15 protein-coding genes are annotated in these 15,580 nt (G+C 70.6%); 7 read left to right on the top strand and 8 right to left on the bottom strand.

Annotated features, from left to right (window positions below):
• Positions 1-8: 8 nt before the first annotated feature.
• A complete protein-coding gene (locus tag LPH33_RS00635; RefSeq protein WP_229568519.1) occupies positions 9-1,586 on the bottom strand; it encodes a TM0106 family RecB-like putative nuclease in 1,578 nt (525 codons plus the stop codon).
• A 149-nt stretch (positions 1,587-1,735) separates the two neighbouring features.
• Between LPH33_RS00635 and LPH33_RS00630 the strand changes: the two genes are divergently transcribed.
• From LPH33_RS00630 to LPH33_RS00610, 5 genes are read left to right on the top strand one after another with little or no spacing between them, the layout of a single operon-like run.
• Positions 1,736-2,419, top strand: a complete 684-nt coding sequence (locus tag LPH33_RS00630; protein ID WP_229566742.1) for a DUF6474 family protein — start codon at positions 1,736-1,738, stop codon at positions 2,417-2,419.
• 35 nt (positions 2,420-2,454) lie between these two features.
• Entirely contained in the window at positions 2,455-2,946 is a 492-nt protein-coding gene (locus LPH33_RS00625; protein ID WP_229566741.1) for a hypothetical protein, read from the top strand.
• 34 nt (positions 2,947-2,980) lie between these two features.
• Entirely contained in the window at positions 2,981-3,652 is a 672-nt protein-coding gene (locus LPH33_RS00620) for a YcnI family protein (protein WP_060652333.1), read from the top strand.
• A complete protein-coding gene (locus LPH33_RS00615; RefSeq protein WP_229566739.1) occupies positions 3,649-4,182 on the top strand; it encodes a copper resistance CopC family protein in 534 nt (177 codons plus the stop codon). Before LPH33_RS00620 ends, LPH33_RS00615 begins: the two co-directional genes overlap by 4 nt.
• A 5-nt stretch (positions 4,183-4,187) precedes the next feature.
• Positions 4,188-5,126, top strand: coding sequence for a copper resistance D family protein (locus LPH33_RS00610; RefSeq protein WP_229566737.1), 939 nt, complete (start codon positions 4,188-4,190; stop codon positions 5,124-5,126).
• Between the two features lie 4 nt (positions 5,127-5,130).
• Here the strand turns inward: LPH33_RS00610 and LPH33_RS00605 are convergent, their stop codons facing one another.
• The 7 genes from LPH33_RS00605 to LPH33_RS26795 form a co-directional block, all read right to left on the bottom strand.
• The gene (locus LPH33_RS00605) at positions 5,131-5,769 is read right to left on the bottom strand and encodes a UdgX family uracil-DNA binding protein (protein WP_016695399.1); all 639 of its coding nucleotides are present in this window, start codon (positions 5,767-5,769) and stop codon (positions 5,131-5,133) included.
• Positions 5,770-5,788: 19 nt separating this feature from the next.
• Positions 5,789-8,971, bottom strand: coding sequence for an acetyl-CoA carboxylase family protein (locus tag LPH33_RS00600; RefSeq protein WP_229566736.1), 3,183 nt, complete (start codon positions 8,969-8,971; stop codon positions 5,789-5,791).
• A gap of 71 nt (positions 8,972-9,042) precedes the next feature.
• Positions 9,043-9,795 carry an ABC transporter permease gene (locus LPH33_RS00595; protein WP_145690291.1) on the bottom strand — a complete coding sequence of 251 codons (753 nt, stop codon included), beginning with the start codon at positions 9,793-9,795 and terminating at the stop codon, positions 9,043-9,045.
• 66 nt (positions 9,796-9,861) lie between these two features.
• A complete protein-coding gene (gene idi, locus LPH33_RS00590; protein ID WP_016695396.1) occupies positions 9,862-10,446 on the bottom strand; it encodes an isopentenyl-diphosphate Delta-isomerase in 585 nt (194 codons plus the stop codon).
• 52 nt (positions 10,447-10,498) lie between these two features.
• Complete coding sequence (locus LPH33_RS00585; RefSeq protein ID WP_229566734.1) at positions 10,499-11,467, bottom strand: phytoene/squalene synthase family protein; 969 nt, start codon at positions 11,465-11,467, stop codon at positions 10,499-10,501.
• Entirely contained in the window at positions 11,460-13,079 is a 1,620-nt protein-coding gene (gene crtI, locus LPH33_RS00580; protein ID WP_229566732.1) for a phytoene desaturase family protein, read from the bottom strand. Before crtI ends, LPH33_RS00585 begins: the two co-directional genes overlap by 8 nt.
• Complete coding sequence (locus LPH33_RS26795; protein ID WP_257785283.1) at positions 13,076-13,207, bottom strand: hypothetical protein; 132 nt, start codon at positions 13,205-13,207, stop codon at positions 13,076-13,078. The genes crtI and LPH33_RS26795 overlap by 4 nt, the downstream gene beginning before the upstream one ends.
• Before the next feature lie 178 nt (positions 13,208-13,385).
• Here LPH33_RS26795 and LPH33_RS00575 point away from each other — a divergent pair, with 178 nt between their 5' ends.
• Both LPH33_RS00575 and LPH33_RS00570 read left to right on the top strand, forming a co-directional pair.
• On the top strand, positions 13,386-14,159 hold the full coding sequence (locus tag LPH33_RS00575; RefSeq protein ID WP_060652342.1) for a DUF427 domain-containing protein: 774 nt from the start codon (positions 13,386-13,388) through the stop codon (positions 14,157-14,159).
• Positions 14,156-15,577: a DHA2 family efflux MFS transporter permease subunit gene (locus tag LPH33_RS00570; RefSeq protein WP_229566730.1), complete on the top strand. Its 1,422-nt coding sequence runs from the start codon at positions 14,156-14,158 to the stop codon at positions 15,575-15,577. The genes LPH33_RS00575 and LPH33_RS00570 overlap by 4 nt, the downstream gene beginning before the upstream one ends.
• The last annotated feature ends 3 nt before the right edge of the window (positions 15,578-15,580 follow it).

The raw sequence follows: 15,580 nt of genomic DNA, 5'->3' as shown, positions 1-15,580 counted from the left end.
GCTCTGCGCTACAGGTCCTCGATGAACGGGATGTCGAGCACCGCGCGATCGCTCATCCACTCGCGCAGGATCTTCGTGGCGATCACGTCGTCCTCGTTGTACTCGAGCAACCGCACACGCTGCGCCGGATCGGGCTCGCCCGCCATGCCCACGGCCTCGCGATACCAGCTCATCGACGCCTCTCCCCCGGCCTCGGCGTCGCGCCAGTGATGCCCCGCGATCGGTGCGATCTTCTTGAGCCCCTTGCCGTTCGGGCACACGAACTGGTCGGTGACGGCCTGGAAGATGTCGACCCACTCGTTCGAACCGATGAACGCCTTGACCTCCGCGAGCTCCGGCACACCCGGGAAGCCGTGGAACCGCCGCGCCGACGACAGCAACCACTTGTCCTCCGCCGACCGCGAATAGCAGTAGGCCGCAAAGGTCTTCCCGCGACGTTCGGCCGCGCGCCGCTGATCCGACAGCCAGCGCCAGAACTCGGCGAACGAGCGCGCCTCGTCGTCGGTCGGCACGGGCTCCCACGTCGCGAACGGGATGTACTCGGAGGTCGACCCCGAATTGAGCAGCGTGCCCCACAGATAGGCGCCGTGCTCGTGGTAGCTCTCCATGTCGATGTCGACCTCGACGTCGGCGCGGTGGACGTGCACGTGCCGGTAGCGACGCACGAGCGGCGCACCGGCGATCCATGCCCGCGCCGTGACGATCGCGTCCTCGAACGAACCCTGCGGCCACGCTTCCGGTTCCTCGCCCTCCCACCGGGCGAGGCCGTCGATGGTGTGCACCTCGAGTTCGCGCAGCACTGCGGCGCGTTGCCCCGGCGCGACGAGCGACACGTCCCGGGTGACGGTGAGTTCGGCGCGGCAGCGGTCCCACCACGGGCAGGTCTTGCACTCGCCGATCTGCGACGGCGCCGTCGGAGTGAGACCCCGCGCGATCTCGAGTCGGTCCGCCAGGCGGGCGTCGTAGTCGTCGAGGATCTGGTCGAGATCGTGCACGAGGATGCAGTCGCCGCCGTATCCGATCGCGCCGGCGACCTTCGCGGGGCTCGCGAGTCCGTGACGTTCGAGCATCCGGTACAGGTGCGCGAGGCGCATCTGGTCGCGCACCTGACTGCGCACCTTGCGGGTCTCGTCGACGGCGGGTGCCCACGCGAACAGGTCGGTGGTCAGCGCGCCGCGTCCGGGATCGGTGACCTTGTGGTTGACGACGATCACCGGGATGTAGCCGCCGTGTTCGGCGTCGCGCAGCAGGATCTCCGAGCGGCCGCGGCGTCCGGTGTCGGGTTCGCTCGGCAGCACCGCACCCCAGATGCGGTCGGCGCCCGCGCGGCACGCGTCGAGGGTGCGCTCGGCGCGCTGCGACATCGGTCCTTCCGGGGCGACGAGCACCCACCCGTCCGGGTCGGCGTCGAACAGCGTCTGGCGGATCGCCTCGCGATGCGCAGCCGCCGCCTCCTGGCGTTGCCGCGCACCCGGATTCTCGGGTGCACCTGCGAGTTCGTCGGGGAAGGTGGCGTCGAGATAGACCCGGTGGCGGCACCTCGTCAGCGCAGCGGCCTCGAGGGAGACGGCTGTGCGCTGTGACACTCCGCGTTCGGGCCGCGGTAGTTCTCCGGTTGCGTCCACGACATTCCAGGGTATTCCCTGCACAGGCGACGGCTCGCAGCAGCACCGTCACGTTAGGCTGACGCGGGGCGCCGGAGCGTCGTGTCGTACCGAATGGAGGGTGCTGTTCGATGGGGTTGTTCACACGGAAGCGTCGCGCGACTCGCAGGGCGGAAGCGAAGGCGCTGAGGACCAAGGCGAAGCTCGAGGCCAGACTGGTCGCGAAGAATCGGTTCAAGAACGACCGGCGGGCAGCGAAGGCCCGGGCGAAGATCGACAAGAAGCTCGCGAAGTCGCAGGTCAAGCTCGACCAGGAACTCGCAAGGTCGCAGGCCAAGGTCGAGAAGGAACAGATCGCGACCCTCAAGGCACAGAAGAAGGCCGCTGAGAATCAGGGCCTCACCGCGGCGAAGGTGCGCCGCTATCTCGGCGTCGCGCGTCTGCTCGCGCCGGTGCTCGTCCCGATCGTCTACCAGGCCGTGACGGCGCTGCGCGGTCAGCTCGATTCGCGTCGCGCGCAGCAGCTCGGGGTGCCGATCGAGGAACTGGGTTCGTTCACCGGTCACGGTGCCCGGCTCAGTGCCCGCATCGCGGGTGCGGAGCAGTCGCTCGCGAAGGTCGAGCAGCGCAACCCCAAGGACGCGGAGACGCAGAAGTTCGCCACGGCGACCCGCGAACGCCTCACCGATCTGACCGCCGCCGTGCAGACGGCCGAGCAGATGCCGGCCGCGCGCCGGAAGTCGGCGCATGCGGCGATCTCGTCGGAACTCGACGGCATCGAAGCGGATCTTCTCGCGCGCCTCGGCGTGCGCTGACACGGCCTGCACATCAGGAACGAGCACGACCGACAGTGACCAGGTACCCGACCGTTCTCGGCACCACCGCGGGCATCGCCACCGCGGTGCTGGCGGTGGCCGCCCACGGCTCCGCCGGCGGTGGTGTGCCGACGGGACCGGTCGCGGTATTGCTGGTCGCGGTCGCGGCGGTCGTCGGGATCCTCGGCGCGCACCAGCCGTCGCTGTCCCCGCTCGTGCTCCTCGCGGGTGGGCAGGCGGCCACGCACGTCGCGCTCACCGTGCTGGTGCCCGGTCACGAACACCTGTCGGTGTCCATGCTGGGCGCCCACGTGCTCGCCGTGGCCGTGTGCGCGGTGCTGCTCACCGCTGCGGCCCACGTGTACGCGGCGTGCGGCACCGCGCTGCGGGTCGTGCTGCTGCGCGGCCCCCGGGTCGCCGCGCCCGCCGTGCTCACCCCGACCTCGTCGACCGACCGGCTCGTGTGGGGACGTGCACCCCCGGCCATCTCGCGGAGAGGACCACCGCTCGCCACGGTTGTGCCGTGACGATCGATCCTCCAACCACGAGAAAGACCCATACATGTTCGAGTTCTCCCGTCGCGCCCTCGTGGGCGCGACAGCAACCGCTGCGCTGATGGTCGCGGGCGCCGGCATCGCTTCGGCCCACGTCACCGTCGTCGCACCCGGAGCCGAGCAGGGCGGCTACACCGTCCTGACCTTCCGGGTCCCCACCGAGTCCGAGACCGCCGGCACGACGGCCGTCACCGTCGAGCTTCCGGGCCTGCGCTCGGCGCGCACCGAGCCGTTGCCCGGCTGGACGGCGACCGTCGAGAAGGATCCCGAGTCGCAGCTCGCGACCTCCGTGACGTGGACCGCCGAGCCGGACGTGCAGGTCGGGCCGGGACAGTTCCAGCAGTTCGTCCTGTCCGTCGGGCCGCTGCCCGAGGAGGACGAGGTCGCCTTCCCCGCGATCCAGACCTACAGCGACGGCGAGGTCGTGGCGTGGGACGAGATCGCGACCGGCGACGAGGAGCCCGAGCGTCCTGCCCCGAGCCTGACGCTCGCGGCGAGCAGCGGCGACGGGCACGGCGGCAGCGGCGACGCGCACGCCACCGAGACCGCGCAGACCGCCGGCGCGTCGGAGGGCACCACCGACAGCACCGCGCGCTGGCTCGGCGGTATCGGCCTGGTGCTCGGCGCGCTCGGTGCCGCACTCGGCCTCGGCGCTGTGATCCGGGGGCGGCGGGCATGAAGCGCATCCTCGTTCTCCTCGCCGCGCTGATCGCGGCGCTGACTCTGTCCGTCGGTTCCGCGTCCGCCCATTCGGTGGTGCTGTCGAGCTCGCCCGAGGACGGCGAGCAGATCGCGGAGGCACCCGATCGGGTGACCGTGACGTTCAACGAGAACCTGCAGGAGCAGTTCGCGGCCCTGACCGTCGTCGGGCCGGACGGCAACCTGTGGTCGAAGAGCGACCCGATCATCGAGGGTGCGACCGCAGCCGTCGAACTCGACGGTCTCGGCCCCGTGGGCGAGTACACGATCGCCTACCGGGTGACCTCCGCCGACGGGCATCCCGTCAGCGGAACCCGCACCTTCACGCTCACCCAGGAGGGAACCGGCACGCCCGGTGAGGCGGCGTCCGGTGACACCGCGACCGGTGAGACCGGCGCGGAGTCGGGCGAGAGCGACAGCAGCGGACCTGCCGTGTGGTGGTTCGTCGTCGCAGGTGTCGTCGTGGTCGCCGCAGGTCTCGCCTTCGCGCTGCGCAAGCCGAAGGCCTGACCCGCATGATCCCGGAACGCCGGCAGTGGCTCGTCGTGGCCGCTGCCGGCGTTGCCTTCGGAACCGTCGCGGGCATCGCCGTGGCCGGTTCGCTCGCCCTGCCCGCCCCGTCGAGTTCGGTGCGGGCGATCGGGCTGTGTGTCGGCTCGACCGTGCTCGGACTCGCGGTCCTGGCGGTCATGGTGCAGCGGCAACGCCGTCCCGCGGTCTCCTCCGACACGCTGTGGCGGACGATCGCCGCGCTCGGCGGTGTCTGGCTCGCGCTCGCGAGCGTCGACCTCGCCTGGGCCGCGTCCACCGCGGCCGACGTTCCCGCCACGGACCTGGACGTGGGGCGGTTCGGGCAGTTCGTCGGCACCACCACGGGACGCGTGGATGCGGCGGCATGGGTGTGCATCGCCGCGATCGTCGTCGTCGCCGCTGTGGCGTACCGCCGGTCGGCGTCGTGGTCCACCCTCCCGGTGCTCGTCGCCGCGGCGCTCGCGTTGATCGCCCGCCCGGTCACCGGCCACATGGCGCAGCAACCGCTGGGATCGCTGTTCAACGCCGTGCACGTGCTCGCGGCCGCGGTGTGGTTCGGGGTGCTCGTGGCGCTGGCCGTCACCGTGCGGGGCCGCGGAGGATGGGCGGAACTGCTGCCGCGCTACTCGCAGCTGGCCGTGCGGTGCGTGGTGGCGTTGGTGATCACGGGCGTGGTCGACGCAGCGGTGCGGCTCGGTTCGGTCTCCGCGCTGCTGGGCACCGGCTACGGACGCGTCGTGCTCGCGAAGGCGATCGTGCTGTGCGCCCTGCTGGGGCTCGCGTGGAACTGGCGGCGCAACTGGCTCCCGGCAGCCTCGGCGCACCGCCTGCCGGAGGAGGAGTCGCTGCGCAACGCCGTCCTCGAGGTGTGCGCGATGTCGGTGGCGCTCGGGCTCGCGGCAGGGCTCGCAACCACCGGCTGAACCGTCACAAGGACGCCGCGCGTTCCAGGTCCTGCACGAACGAGCGGAACATGTCGTCGCGCTGCGATTTCGCCCGCAGCACCGCCGACGGGTGCACGGTGACGACCACCGCCGGATCGCACGACCCGCACAGCTCCTCGGGAAGGTGCAGGACCTCACCGCGGTGTTGTGTGAGCTTGAAGTCCTTGCCGAGCAGCGACTGCGCGGCGGTGGCTCCGAGGCACACCACCACGTCGGGGCGGACGGCATCGAGTTCGGCCTCGAGCCACGGGCGGCACGCCGCGACCTGCCCACCCGACGGTTTCTTGTGGATCCGTCTGCGGCCGTTGGCGGACCGGTCGAAGCGGAAATGCTTGACGGCGTTGGTCACGTACACCGTGCCGCGATCGATGCCCGCGCGTTCGAGGGCCTTGTCGAACAGGTGCCCCGCGGGCCCGACGAACGGTTCTCCCGCGAGGTCCTCCTCGTTGCCCGGTTGTTCGCCGACGAACAGCATGCGCGCGTCGCGCACCCCTGCGCCGAAGACCGTCCGCTCGGCGGCCTTGTAGAGATCGCATCCCCGGCATCCCGCGGACGCGGCGGCGAGTTCGGCGAGGTCGCGGCTGTCGGGTACGTACTCCTGCGCGCCGGGATAGGTCACCATGGCTGTCGCATACCCGGCTTCACCGCGGTTGCACCAGTCGCGCGATCCAGGCGCGGCTGTCGGCGGGGTCGATGACGTCGTCGAGTTCGAAGCTCGTCGCCGCCTGCAGGGCCTTGCCCTGCTGGTAGGCGAGGGCGACGAGCCGGTCGAACAGCTCCTCGCGCTCCCGGGGTGTCTCCGCGGCGTCGAGTTCCTTGCGGAATCCGAGACGCACGGCTCCCTCGAGTCCCATTCCGCCGATCTCCCCCGTCGGCCACGCGACGGTGAATTCGGGTGCGTGGAAGGATCCACCGGCCATCGCCATCGCGCCGAGGCCGTAGCCCTTGCGGAGGATGATCATGCCGAACGGGACGGTCAGGCGTGCGCCGGCGACGAAGAAGCGTCCGAAGCGGCGCACGGTGGCGTCCTTCTCCGATTCCGGTCCGACCATGAATCCCGGTGTGTCGCACAGACTCACCACGGGCAGCCGGTGCGATTCGCACAGTTCCAGGAAGTCCGCGGCCTTGTCGGCGGCCTCGGCGTCGATCGCCCCGCCGAGGTGGGCACTGCTGTTGGCGAGCACGCCGTAGGCGGCGCCCTCGACGCGCATCAGGGCGGTGACGATGCCGACGCCGTAGTCCGGGCGCAGTTCGAGCACCGATCCGCGGTCGGCGATCGCGTCGATCGCCGATCGCACGTCGTAGGCGCGGAGACGGTTCTCCGGCACCACATGTCGCGCGAGACGCGGGTCGGGTGCCTGCCGGTCCTCGTGCGGCGCGGTGAAGTAGGCGAGATATCGCCGGGCGACGTCCACGGCGTGCGCCTCGTCGCGCGCCGCGACGTGCACGACCCCGTTGCGGCGTTGCACGTCGATCGGTCCGATGTCCTCGGGGCGGTGCACCCCGAGCCCTCCGCCCTCGATCATCGCGGGACCGCCCATGCCGATAGTGGCGTCGGGGGTCGCGATGAGCACGTCGCACACCCCGGCGAGCGCGGCGTTGCCCGCGAAGCAGCGGCCGGAGACGACCGCGACGGTGGGCACGCGTCCGCGCAGTGACGCCATCGAGCGGAAGGTGGGCAGGTCGAGTCCCGCACCGGAACCGGCGTCGACGTCCCCGGGTCGCCCGCCGCCACCCTCGGCGAACAGCACGAGCGGCACCCGCCGCCGGGCGGCGAGTTCGAGCAGCCGATCGGTCTTGCGGTGGTTGTTGCGGCCCTGGGTGCCCGCGAGGACGGTGTAGTCGTAGGACATCACGACCACCTCGGCCCCACCGATCCGGGCGGTGCCGCCGACGAGCCCGTCCGCGGGGGTGTTCGCGATCAGGTCCTCCTCGCTGCGGCGGCCGCGCTGCGCGGCGAGGACGAGCGGTCCGTATTCGACGAAGCTGCCGTCGTCGACGAGGTCGGCGATGTTCTCGCGTGCCGTGCGTCGGCCCCGCCCGTGCCGCTTCGCCACGACCTCGGGTCGCGCCGCGTCGGTGGTGATCTCGTGTCTGCGACGGATCTCGTCGAGGTCGGCGCGGTCGGCGTCGAGGTCGACGGCGGCGATGTCGTCCGTCGCGGTCTCCGCGTCGAACAGGCGGACCACCGCGAGCACCGTGCCCGGGTCGACGGTGCGGCCCGGCTCGACGAGCACACGTTCGACCACGGCACTGCCGGGTGCCCGGATCTCGTGCTGCATCTTCATCGCGTCGAGAACGGCGAGCGGCGCACCCGCCGGAACGGTGTCGCCTGCGCGGGCGATCTCCACGACCGTGCCGACCATCTCGGCGCGCACCGCGTGTTCGTCGGCGCGCAGATCCGTGTACTCCACCGGCGCGGCCGTGGTGGTGTCGACGAAATCCGCGAGCCGCTCCCCCAACCACGTGGTGTGGATACTTCCGGATCGGAACTCCTTGTCGTCCAGGATCTTCTGCAGAAGGTCGCGGTTGGTGTCCACACCGTCGACGACGAACTCGCCGAGTGCAGTCGACGCCTTGCGCAGGACCGCCGCGCGGTCGCCGGAGCGCACGTACGCGACGACCTTGGCGAGCAGCGAGTCGTAACGTCCGGTCACCTCGAGGCCGGGCCGGCCGTGGGTGTCGACGCGGATGCCCGGTCCGGTGGGTGGTGTGAACGCGGTGAGCGTCCCGGCGGCGGGCAGGGCGATGCCGTCGGCGCGCGGCATCTCGGCGTTGACGCGCACCTGCACCGCGATGCCCTGCGCCGCCGCAGGACGTCCGCCTATCCCGCTGCCGTCGAAGGTGATTCCTTCCGGGAGACCGAGTTCGTCGAATCCCGCCCCGCGAGCGATCGCGATCTGGGTCGCCACGAGGTCGACGCCCGTCACCTCCTCGGTGACGGTGTGTTCCACCTGGATCCGGGGGTTGACCTCGAGAAACACGAAACCGTCGTCGTGGACGAGGAATTCGACGGTGGACAGTCCGTGGCACCCGACGTGCCCGATCAGCCGGACCGCCGCGCCGTGCAGCGCCTCCCGCAGGGCGTGGGGCAGATCGGGCGCGGGTGCGATCTCCACGAGCTTCTGGTGCCGACGTTGCACGCTGCAGTCGCGATCGCCCGACGCCACCGCGCGGGTACCCGACCCCGATTCGGCAGCCACGACCTGCACCTCGACGTGCCGGGCACGCTCGACGAGCGCCTCGGCGTACAGCCGGTCGTCGTCGAAGGCGGCGTGCGCTTCGGCAGCGGCGAGCCGGAGCGCCTCGTCGAGATCGGCGGCATCGCGGACCACGCGCATGCCGCGACCGCCACCACCTGCCAGTGCCTTGACGACGATCCCGCCCGGACGGTCGCGCAGGAAGGCCCGCACGGACTCCGGATCCGTCGCCTCGACGGCGGCGGTCACCGGGATGCCGAGTTCCTCCGCCACCGAGCGGGCGGCCCGCTTGTCGCCGAGGATGCGCAATGCTTCCGGGGACGGCCCGACGAAGGTGAGCCCGGCGTCCGCGCAGGCCTGTGCGAAGGCGGCGTTCTCGCTGAGGAATCCGTAACCGGGATGCACGAGCGTGCATCCCGTCGCCCGGGCGACACCGACGATCGCGTCGGGGTCGAGATAGGCCGAGGGACCGGACCCCGGCAGGGCCTCGGCTCGCGTGGCGGCGCGGACGTGCGGAGCGTCGGCGTCGTCCGTGGCGTGGACGGCGACGGTATCGAGTCCGAGCTCCCCGGCCGTGCGGACGACACGCAACGCGATCTCACCCCGGTTGGCTACGAGCAGCATCGACGATCCTTCCCTCGGCAGCGGTTGTATCCACTCCTACTCCGATGGCGCCCGCACCGCAGACCGCCGTCTCACACGACGACGACGGGGCGGTGACGTAGGGCGCGACCGAGGCCGAGCGCCATCAGCACGGACGTGATCGAGGCCGTCGCCATGATCGCGGCGAGCACGACCACCTGGAAACGTCCGGCCTCCACCGGCGACAATCCGCCGAAGATCGCGCCGACGAACGCGCCGGGCAGGGTCACCAGGCCCGTCGTCCTCGTCTGGTCGGTCGACGGGATCATCGCCGCGTGGACGGCGAAGCGCGCGGGTGAGAGGGTCGCCTGCCGCATGGTCGCGCCGAGCGCGAGCCATCCCTCCACCTCGGGCCAGTGGTCGTCGACGGTTTCGTGGAAGCGGCGACCGGCGAGGGTCGCGACCGTCATGGTGTTGCCGATGATGATGCCGCCGAGCGCGAGCGCGTAGCGCGGGGTGGCCTCCACCGCGCCGGTCGCGAAGACGATGCCCGCCGCGACGAGTACACCGGTCGACATCGCGGCGGCCGTCGCCCCGCGCACGACGGCCGCGTTCCCGATCCGCCGGCAGGCCGTCCACCACGCGACGGTGAACATCACGACGAGCACCACCGCGACCCATCGGGCGTCGGTGATGACGCCGGAGAGCACGACGCTGATGAGCGCGAGCTGGACCGCACCGCGGGCGATGGCACCGACCGGCGCGAATCGGTGCGGGACCCGGAACGCCCACAGCACCGCCGTCGAGATCGCGGCGAGGGCGAGGACGCCGACGATCGTGCGGATCAGGACGGTCGGGTCGATCACAGGGTCGACGTTAACGGCCCTGGGCCGGCGTGAGGCCCTGATCGGACCCGAGAGAAGGGTGCGGACCTATCGGCGTTCGGGCGCGGCGTGCGGCAGATCCGCGGCAGACGCCACCGGCCAGCGCAGCGGGTCGGGACCGAGCGTGCGGAGCTGCTCCACCTGCTCACGGCACCACACCGAGACTTCACGGCGTCCCTCGACGACGTCCTCGGCGAATTCCGTCCAGTCGACCCATTCGGTGTCGTGCACCTCCGACGGCTCGGGGACCGGCGCGGGCCCGTCGTAGAGCACGCGGAAGACGGGGCAGATCTCGTTCTCGACTATCCCGTTGTCCATCACCGCGCGGTAGCGGAAGGACGGCAGGACCACCTCGATGTCGTGCACGTCGAGCCCGAGTTCCTGACGCAGCCGGCGGCGCACGGCCTCGGTGAGCGGCTCGTCCGGCGCCGGATGACCGCAGCAGCTGTTCGTCAGGACACCGGGGAAGGTCGACTTGTCCAGGGCGCGCCGGGTGAGCAGAACGTTGCCGTGGGGGTCGAAGACGTACGACGAGAAGGCGAGGTGCAGCGGGGTGTCGGTGGTGTGCACCGTGGCCTTCGGTTCGATCCCGACCGCGCGACCTGCGTCGTCGAGCAGCACGACCTGTTCCATGTGTTGTCCTGTTCTGTATTCGTGTCCGAATGCCGGCTCGGCCGGGCGGGCCTCACCGGCCGAGCGGCGCGGTGGGCTTCCCCAGTCTCGACCGTGAACGCAGCGTGGTCCAACCGGCCGAGGCCAGCCGTGGTGCCGCCACCGACAGGCGCCGGCGCCGCGACACGCGTGCGCGCTGGTGGAGTACCCGGTATCCGCTCTCCTCCACCGCCCGCAGGATGTCGCCGTAGAGGACGAAGGCGGTCCGCATCGCGGGACGCACCGTGGGGTCGAGCAGGTCGATGCCCGGTTCGGCCACACGGTAGATCGAACGGGTGTGCGCGATCAGGTGCGCGAGGGCGCGCTCGAGCCGCACGTCGCGCTGCCCGGTCCGGCGGCAGTGCCACAGCAGGTCCTCGTCCACGTCGAAGGCGGCGAGGATGTCGGTGGGCAGGTAGATGCGGTCGCGGTCGAGGTCCTCACCCATGTCGCGGATGAAGTTGGTGAGCTGGAAGGCCTCACCGAGTGCGGCGGCGGGGGCCTCGGCCCGTTCGCGTGCGCCCTCGATCCCGAGGATGGGCAGCATCTGCAGCCCGATGACGGCGGCCGAGCCGTACATGTACTCCGACAGTTCGTCCATCGTGCGGTACCGCGAGCGGAACAGTTCGGTGCCGGGGATGTCCATCCGCATCGATCGCAGGAAGGCGTAGTAGTACTCGTGCGGGATGTCGTACCGCTGCGTGGTGTCGACGAGGGCCCGCAGCACGAGACCGAATTCGTCGTAGGTCGGCGGCCTGCCCCCGAGCGCGTCGGACAGACGGCGTTCGAGCGCGTCGAGAACCGGCGCCGCGTCGACCGGTTTCACGTCGACGATGTCGTCGACCATCCGCGCGAAACCGTAGAGGGCGTGCACCCCGGCCCGTTTGGACGCCGGGAAGATGCGGGTCGCGAGGAAGTAGGTCTTGCCGTGACGCCGATTGAGCTCACGGCACAGCTGATACGCCTCGTGCAGATCGGGATCGATCCCGTCGAGTTCACCCATGAGCAACCGCACCTGCTTCCATCGGAATCGACATCGTCGTGGGCCCGGCGGACGCACCACCGGAAATGCGTTCTGCGGCAAGACGCCCGGAGATGAGCACGGTCGGGACGCCGACACCCGGCGTGGTACCCGACCCGGCGAGGACGAGATTGTCGACGCCGTGCACGAGGTTGGGGCGGCGGAAGGGTCCGGTCTGCCGGAACAGGTGCGCCGCCGAGAAGGGGCTGCCGTCGAGCATGCCCTTGTCGGCCCAGGTCTGCGGGGTGTCGAGGTGGTCGATCCGCATCGAACTCGCGAGTCCCCGATAGCCGCGCTGCTCGAGGACCTGCTGGATCTCCCGCATGTACGGCCTGCCGAGTCGGCCCCAATCGAGGGGTGCGGCAGCGAGATTCGGGCACGGAGCCAGCACCGAGACCGGCTCGCACTCGACACCGCCGCGCACGACCTGCAGGGACGGATCGGTCACGGCGGGTCGCGTGATGAGCAGGGACGGATCGGCCATCAGCCGGCCGCGGCCGCGCGGTGCGGCGATCCGCGCGAAGGTCTCGGCCCACTCCTCACCGAAGTCGATGGTGTGGTGGGAATCCGGCCAGGCCTGCGTCACGTCGGTGGGCACCGTGCCGTGGAAGACGACGGCCGAGGGCGACGCGACGGTGGCGCTGCGGGCGCGGCGGCGCTGCGGGACCCCGGCGCGCAACAGCAGGTCGTCGACCACGGGCAGGTCCACGGTGAGGACGACGGCGTCGGCCGCGAATTCCCGGCCGTCCACGGAACGCACGCTCTTCGCGCGGCCGCCGTCGACGCGGAGTTCCGACACCTCGACCCCGGTGTGCACGGTGCCGCCGTTGCGGACGAGCGCATCGACCATCGCGGCGGCGATGGTGGACATGCCGCCCTTCGGGAAGTAGACGCCGAGCGAGGTGTCCATGTGGGCGATGGCGCCGTAGACCGCCAGGGCCGTCGACGGCGCCGTGCCCGCGTACAGGGCCTGGAAGGTGAAGATTCGCCGGAGCCGGTCGTCCCGGATGAACGACCCGACGCGCGATCCGAGCCGGCCGAAGCCGCCGAGCCGGACGAGATTGGCGGTGTCGCGCAGCGCCGCGGGTGTCGATACGAGGTCGAGCGGCGAGTCGAAGTTGGAGTCGATGTAGCGGTCGAACTCGGCGTCGAAGATCGACGCGAGCCAGCGGCGCAGCCGCCGGTATCCGCCGGCCTCCTCGGGACCGCACACGCGGGCGATCTCGGCGGTCATCTCGTCCGGATCGGAGTACACGTTCAGGGCGGTGCCGTCGGCGAAGCGCGCGTGGTAGCCGGGGGCGAGCGGGGTGAGGGCGAGCGACGGGGTGGTCGAGTCGAAGGATTCTCCGACGGCCGTGAGCGCGTCGGCAATGAGGTTCGGCATCGTCAGCACACTGGCGCCGTTGTCGATGTCGTAGAGATGCCGCCCGTCCTCGAACACCGGGTACGTACCCACGCGACCACCAACCGTGTCCTCGCGTTCGAGGACGGTGACGCGCTTGCCGGCACCGGTGAGATGGAGCGCCGCGGACAGTCCCGCGAGTCCCGCACCCACCACGACGACGGACTCGACAGGACCGCCGACGGCCCTCACGCCTTGCCTCCCTGCGCGCGCGGGGTCGTCTGCTCCGTGCGCGTACGCGCTTCCATGAACAGCTGGAGGAAACCTACGGACGGGTGCGGGTGCCGATTCTCGTTCTGCCGGGCTTCGTAGTTGGGCATGATCGGTGTTCCTCTGGTCGTCGCCTGAGCCGCGTGGGCGTGCGTAGTGGTTCGTGTCTGTCGGTTCGGAGTGACGGCCCTCACGCCGTCTCTCCCCGTATTCGGAGCCGGTCGTCGAGCGGATGGGTCGGGTCTGCGGATTCGTCCCGCCCCTGGACGGGCGCGATACGGTCGAGGTATGGCTGCCCGCAAGACCGCTGTGCTCCGACGGCCGTCGGAGACCGACGACTACCTCTACGAACCCGTCGATCGCAGGATCAGAGGTGAGTGGTTCGGCCGGACGGTGGTCGACAGCACCCGGGCCGTGTTGGTGTGGGCACCCGGCAAGCCCGTCCCGTTCTATGCCTTTCCCCGCGAGGACGTCCGGCTCGATCTGATCGCGGCCTCCCTGTCGCCGAGTCGCTCCAGGCAGGACGTCTGGCAGTGGTACGACATCGTCGTCCGCGACCATCGGGCCTATTCACCGGTCTGCCAGCTCGACGTCGACGGTCTCGACGACCGTCTCGTCTTCCAGTGGTTCCGGTGGGGCGAGACCGGGCCGGGCGAGGACCTCGACGAGGGCGAACGGTGGTTCGAGGAGGAGACCGAAGTGTTCACCCATCCACGCGATCCCTATCACCGCGTCGACGCCCTGCGCAGCTCCCGGCACGTGCGGGTGAGCATCGGCGACGTCGTGGTCGCCGAGACCCGCAACCCCGTGCTCGTGTTCGAGACCGGCCTCCCGACCCGCTACTACCTCCCTCCCGAGGACGTCGACTTCTCGGTGCTCGAGGAATCCGAGTGGCGGACGAGCTGCCCCTACAAGGGCGTGGCCCGGTACTGGTCGTTCTCCGGCACACCGCCGGCCGAGAACGTCGCATGGTCGTATCCCGAGCCGTTCCCCGGCATGGAGTACATCGAGGGATACGTGTGCTTCTACGACGATGCCGCGGAGATCACGGTCGAGGAGTGAGTGCGTCGGCTGCGGGACGCAGCGCTGCCCCGATCCCCGAGCCGCGGGCCTGGCGCGCGCTGGCGGCCCTGTGTGTGGGTCTGTTCATCACCCTGCTCGACCAGTCGCTCGTCGCGGTGTCACTGCCGCGCATCCGCGAGGATCTGGACGCGAGCATCAACCAGGTGGTGTGGGTGTCGGCGGCCTATCTGCTGACCTTCGCGGTGCCGCTGCTGGTCACCGGTCGTCTCGGCGACCGCTTCGGTCAGCGCAACGTCTACCTGGTGGGCATGGCGATCTTCACGGCCGCGGCCTTCGCGTGCTCGATGGCGCCGACGATCGAGTGGCTGATCGCGCTGCGTGCGGTGCAGGGGTTCGGCGGGTCCCTGATCAACCCGCAACCACTGAGCATCATCCACCGGATCTTCGCCCACGACCGACGGGGCGCGGCCACCGGTGTGTGGAGCGCGGTGGCCAGTTCGGCGGGTCTGTTCGGGCCCGTCCTCGGTGGGGTGCTCGTCGGTACCGGCGGGTGGCGGTGGGTCTTCTTCGTCTACATCCCGTTGGGCCTGATCTCTCTGGTGATGGTCGCGCGGTACGTGCCGAGACTGCCGACCGGTGCGCGTCGCATCGACGTGCTGAGCGCTGTCGTCTCGCTGGTCGCGGTCACCGGCGTGATCTTCTCTCTGCAACAGGGTCCCGAGGTCGGCTGGACGGTGTGGGTGTGGGTCGTCCTCGGTATCGGGATCGTGGCGTTCGGAATGTTCGTGCGACTGCAGCGCACCGCGGCGGCCCGCGGCACCGAGGCGCTGGCCCCGCTCGGGTTGTTCACCCGCCGCAACTTCACCCTCGGAGTGACCGCCGTAGCGACGCTGGGCTTCACGGTCTACGCCGTGAACCTGCCGATCATGCTCTACCTGCAGGTGGGGCAGGGACTGTCCGCTCAGGTCGCGGGTCTGATGCTGGTGCCGATGGGCGTGATCTCGGTGATCATGGCGCCGTTGATCGGACGGGTCACCGACCGGGTCGCGCCGGGCCGGATCTCCCGGATCGGTTTCTCCGCGATGATCGCGGCGATGGTGTCGTTCGGTGTGGCGATGCACCTCGAGGCGACCGTCGGTTGGTTCCTGATCCCGATCGTGCTGCTCGGTGTCGCGAACTCGTTGTGCTGGGCCCCGAACTCGACGATCGCGCTGCGCGACCTGCCCGGTGACCTCGTAGGCGCAGGTTCGGGTGTGTACAACACCGCCCGGCAGGTCGGTGCGGTGCTCGGTGCGGCCGCCCTCGGCGCGGTGATGCAGATGGGTGAGGGGACGCTCGGATTCGGTGCCGCGATGGGCAATGCGGTGCTGCTCCCGGTGGTCTTCCTCCTGGTGGGACTGGTGGCGGTCTCCCGTTTCCGAGAGAGTTCCACCGTCACCAGCGCAACGGGTGCGTGAGCA

The sequence above is a fragment of the Rhodococcus sp. RDE2 genome, assembly GCF_020885655.1.
Lineage (GTDB): Bacteria > Actinomycetota > Actinomycetes > Mycobacteriales > Mycobacteriaceae > Rhodococcus > Rhodococcus pyridinivorans.
This window is presented reverse-complemented; position numbering and strand designations above follow the sequence as displayed.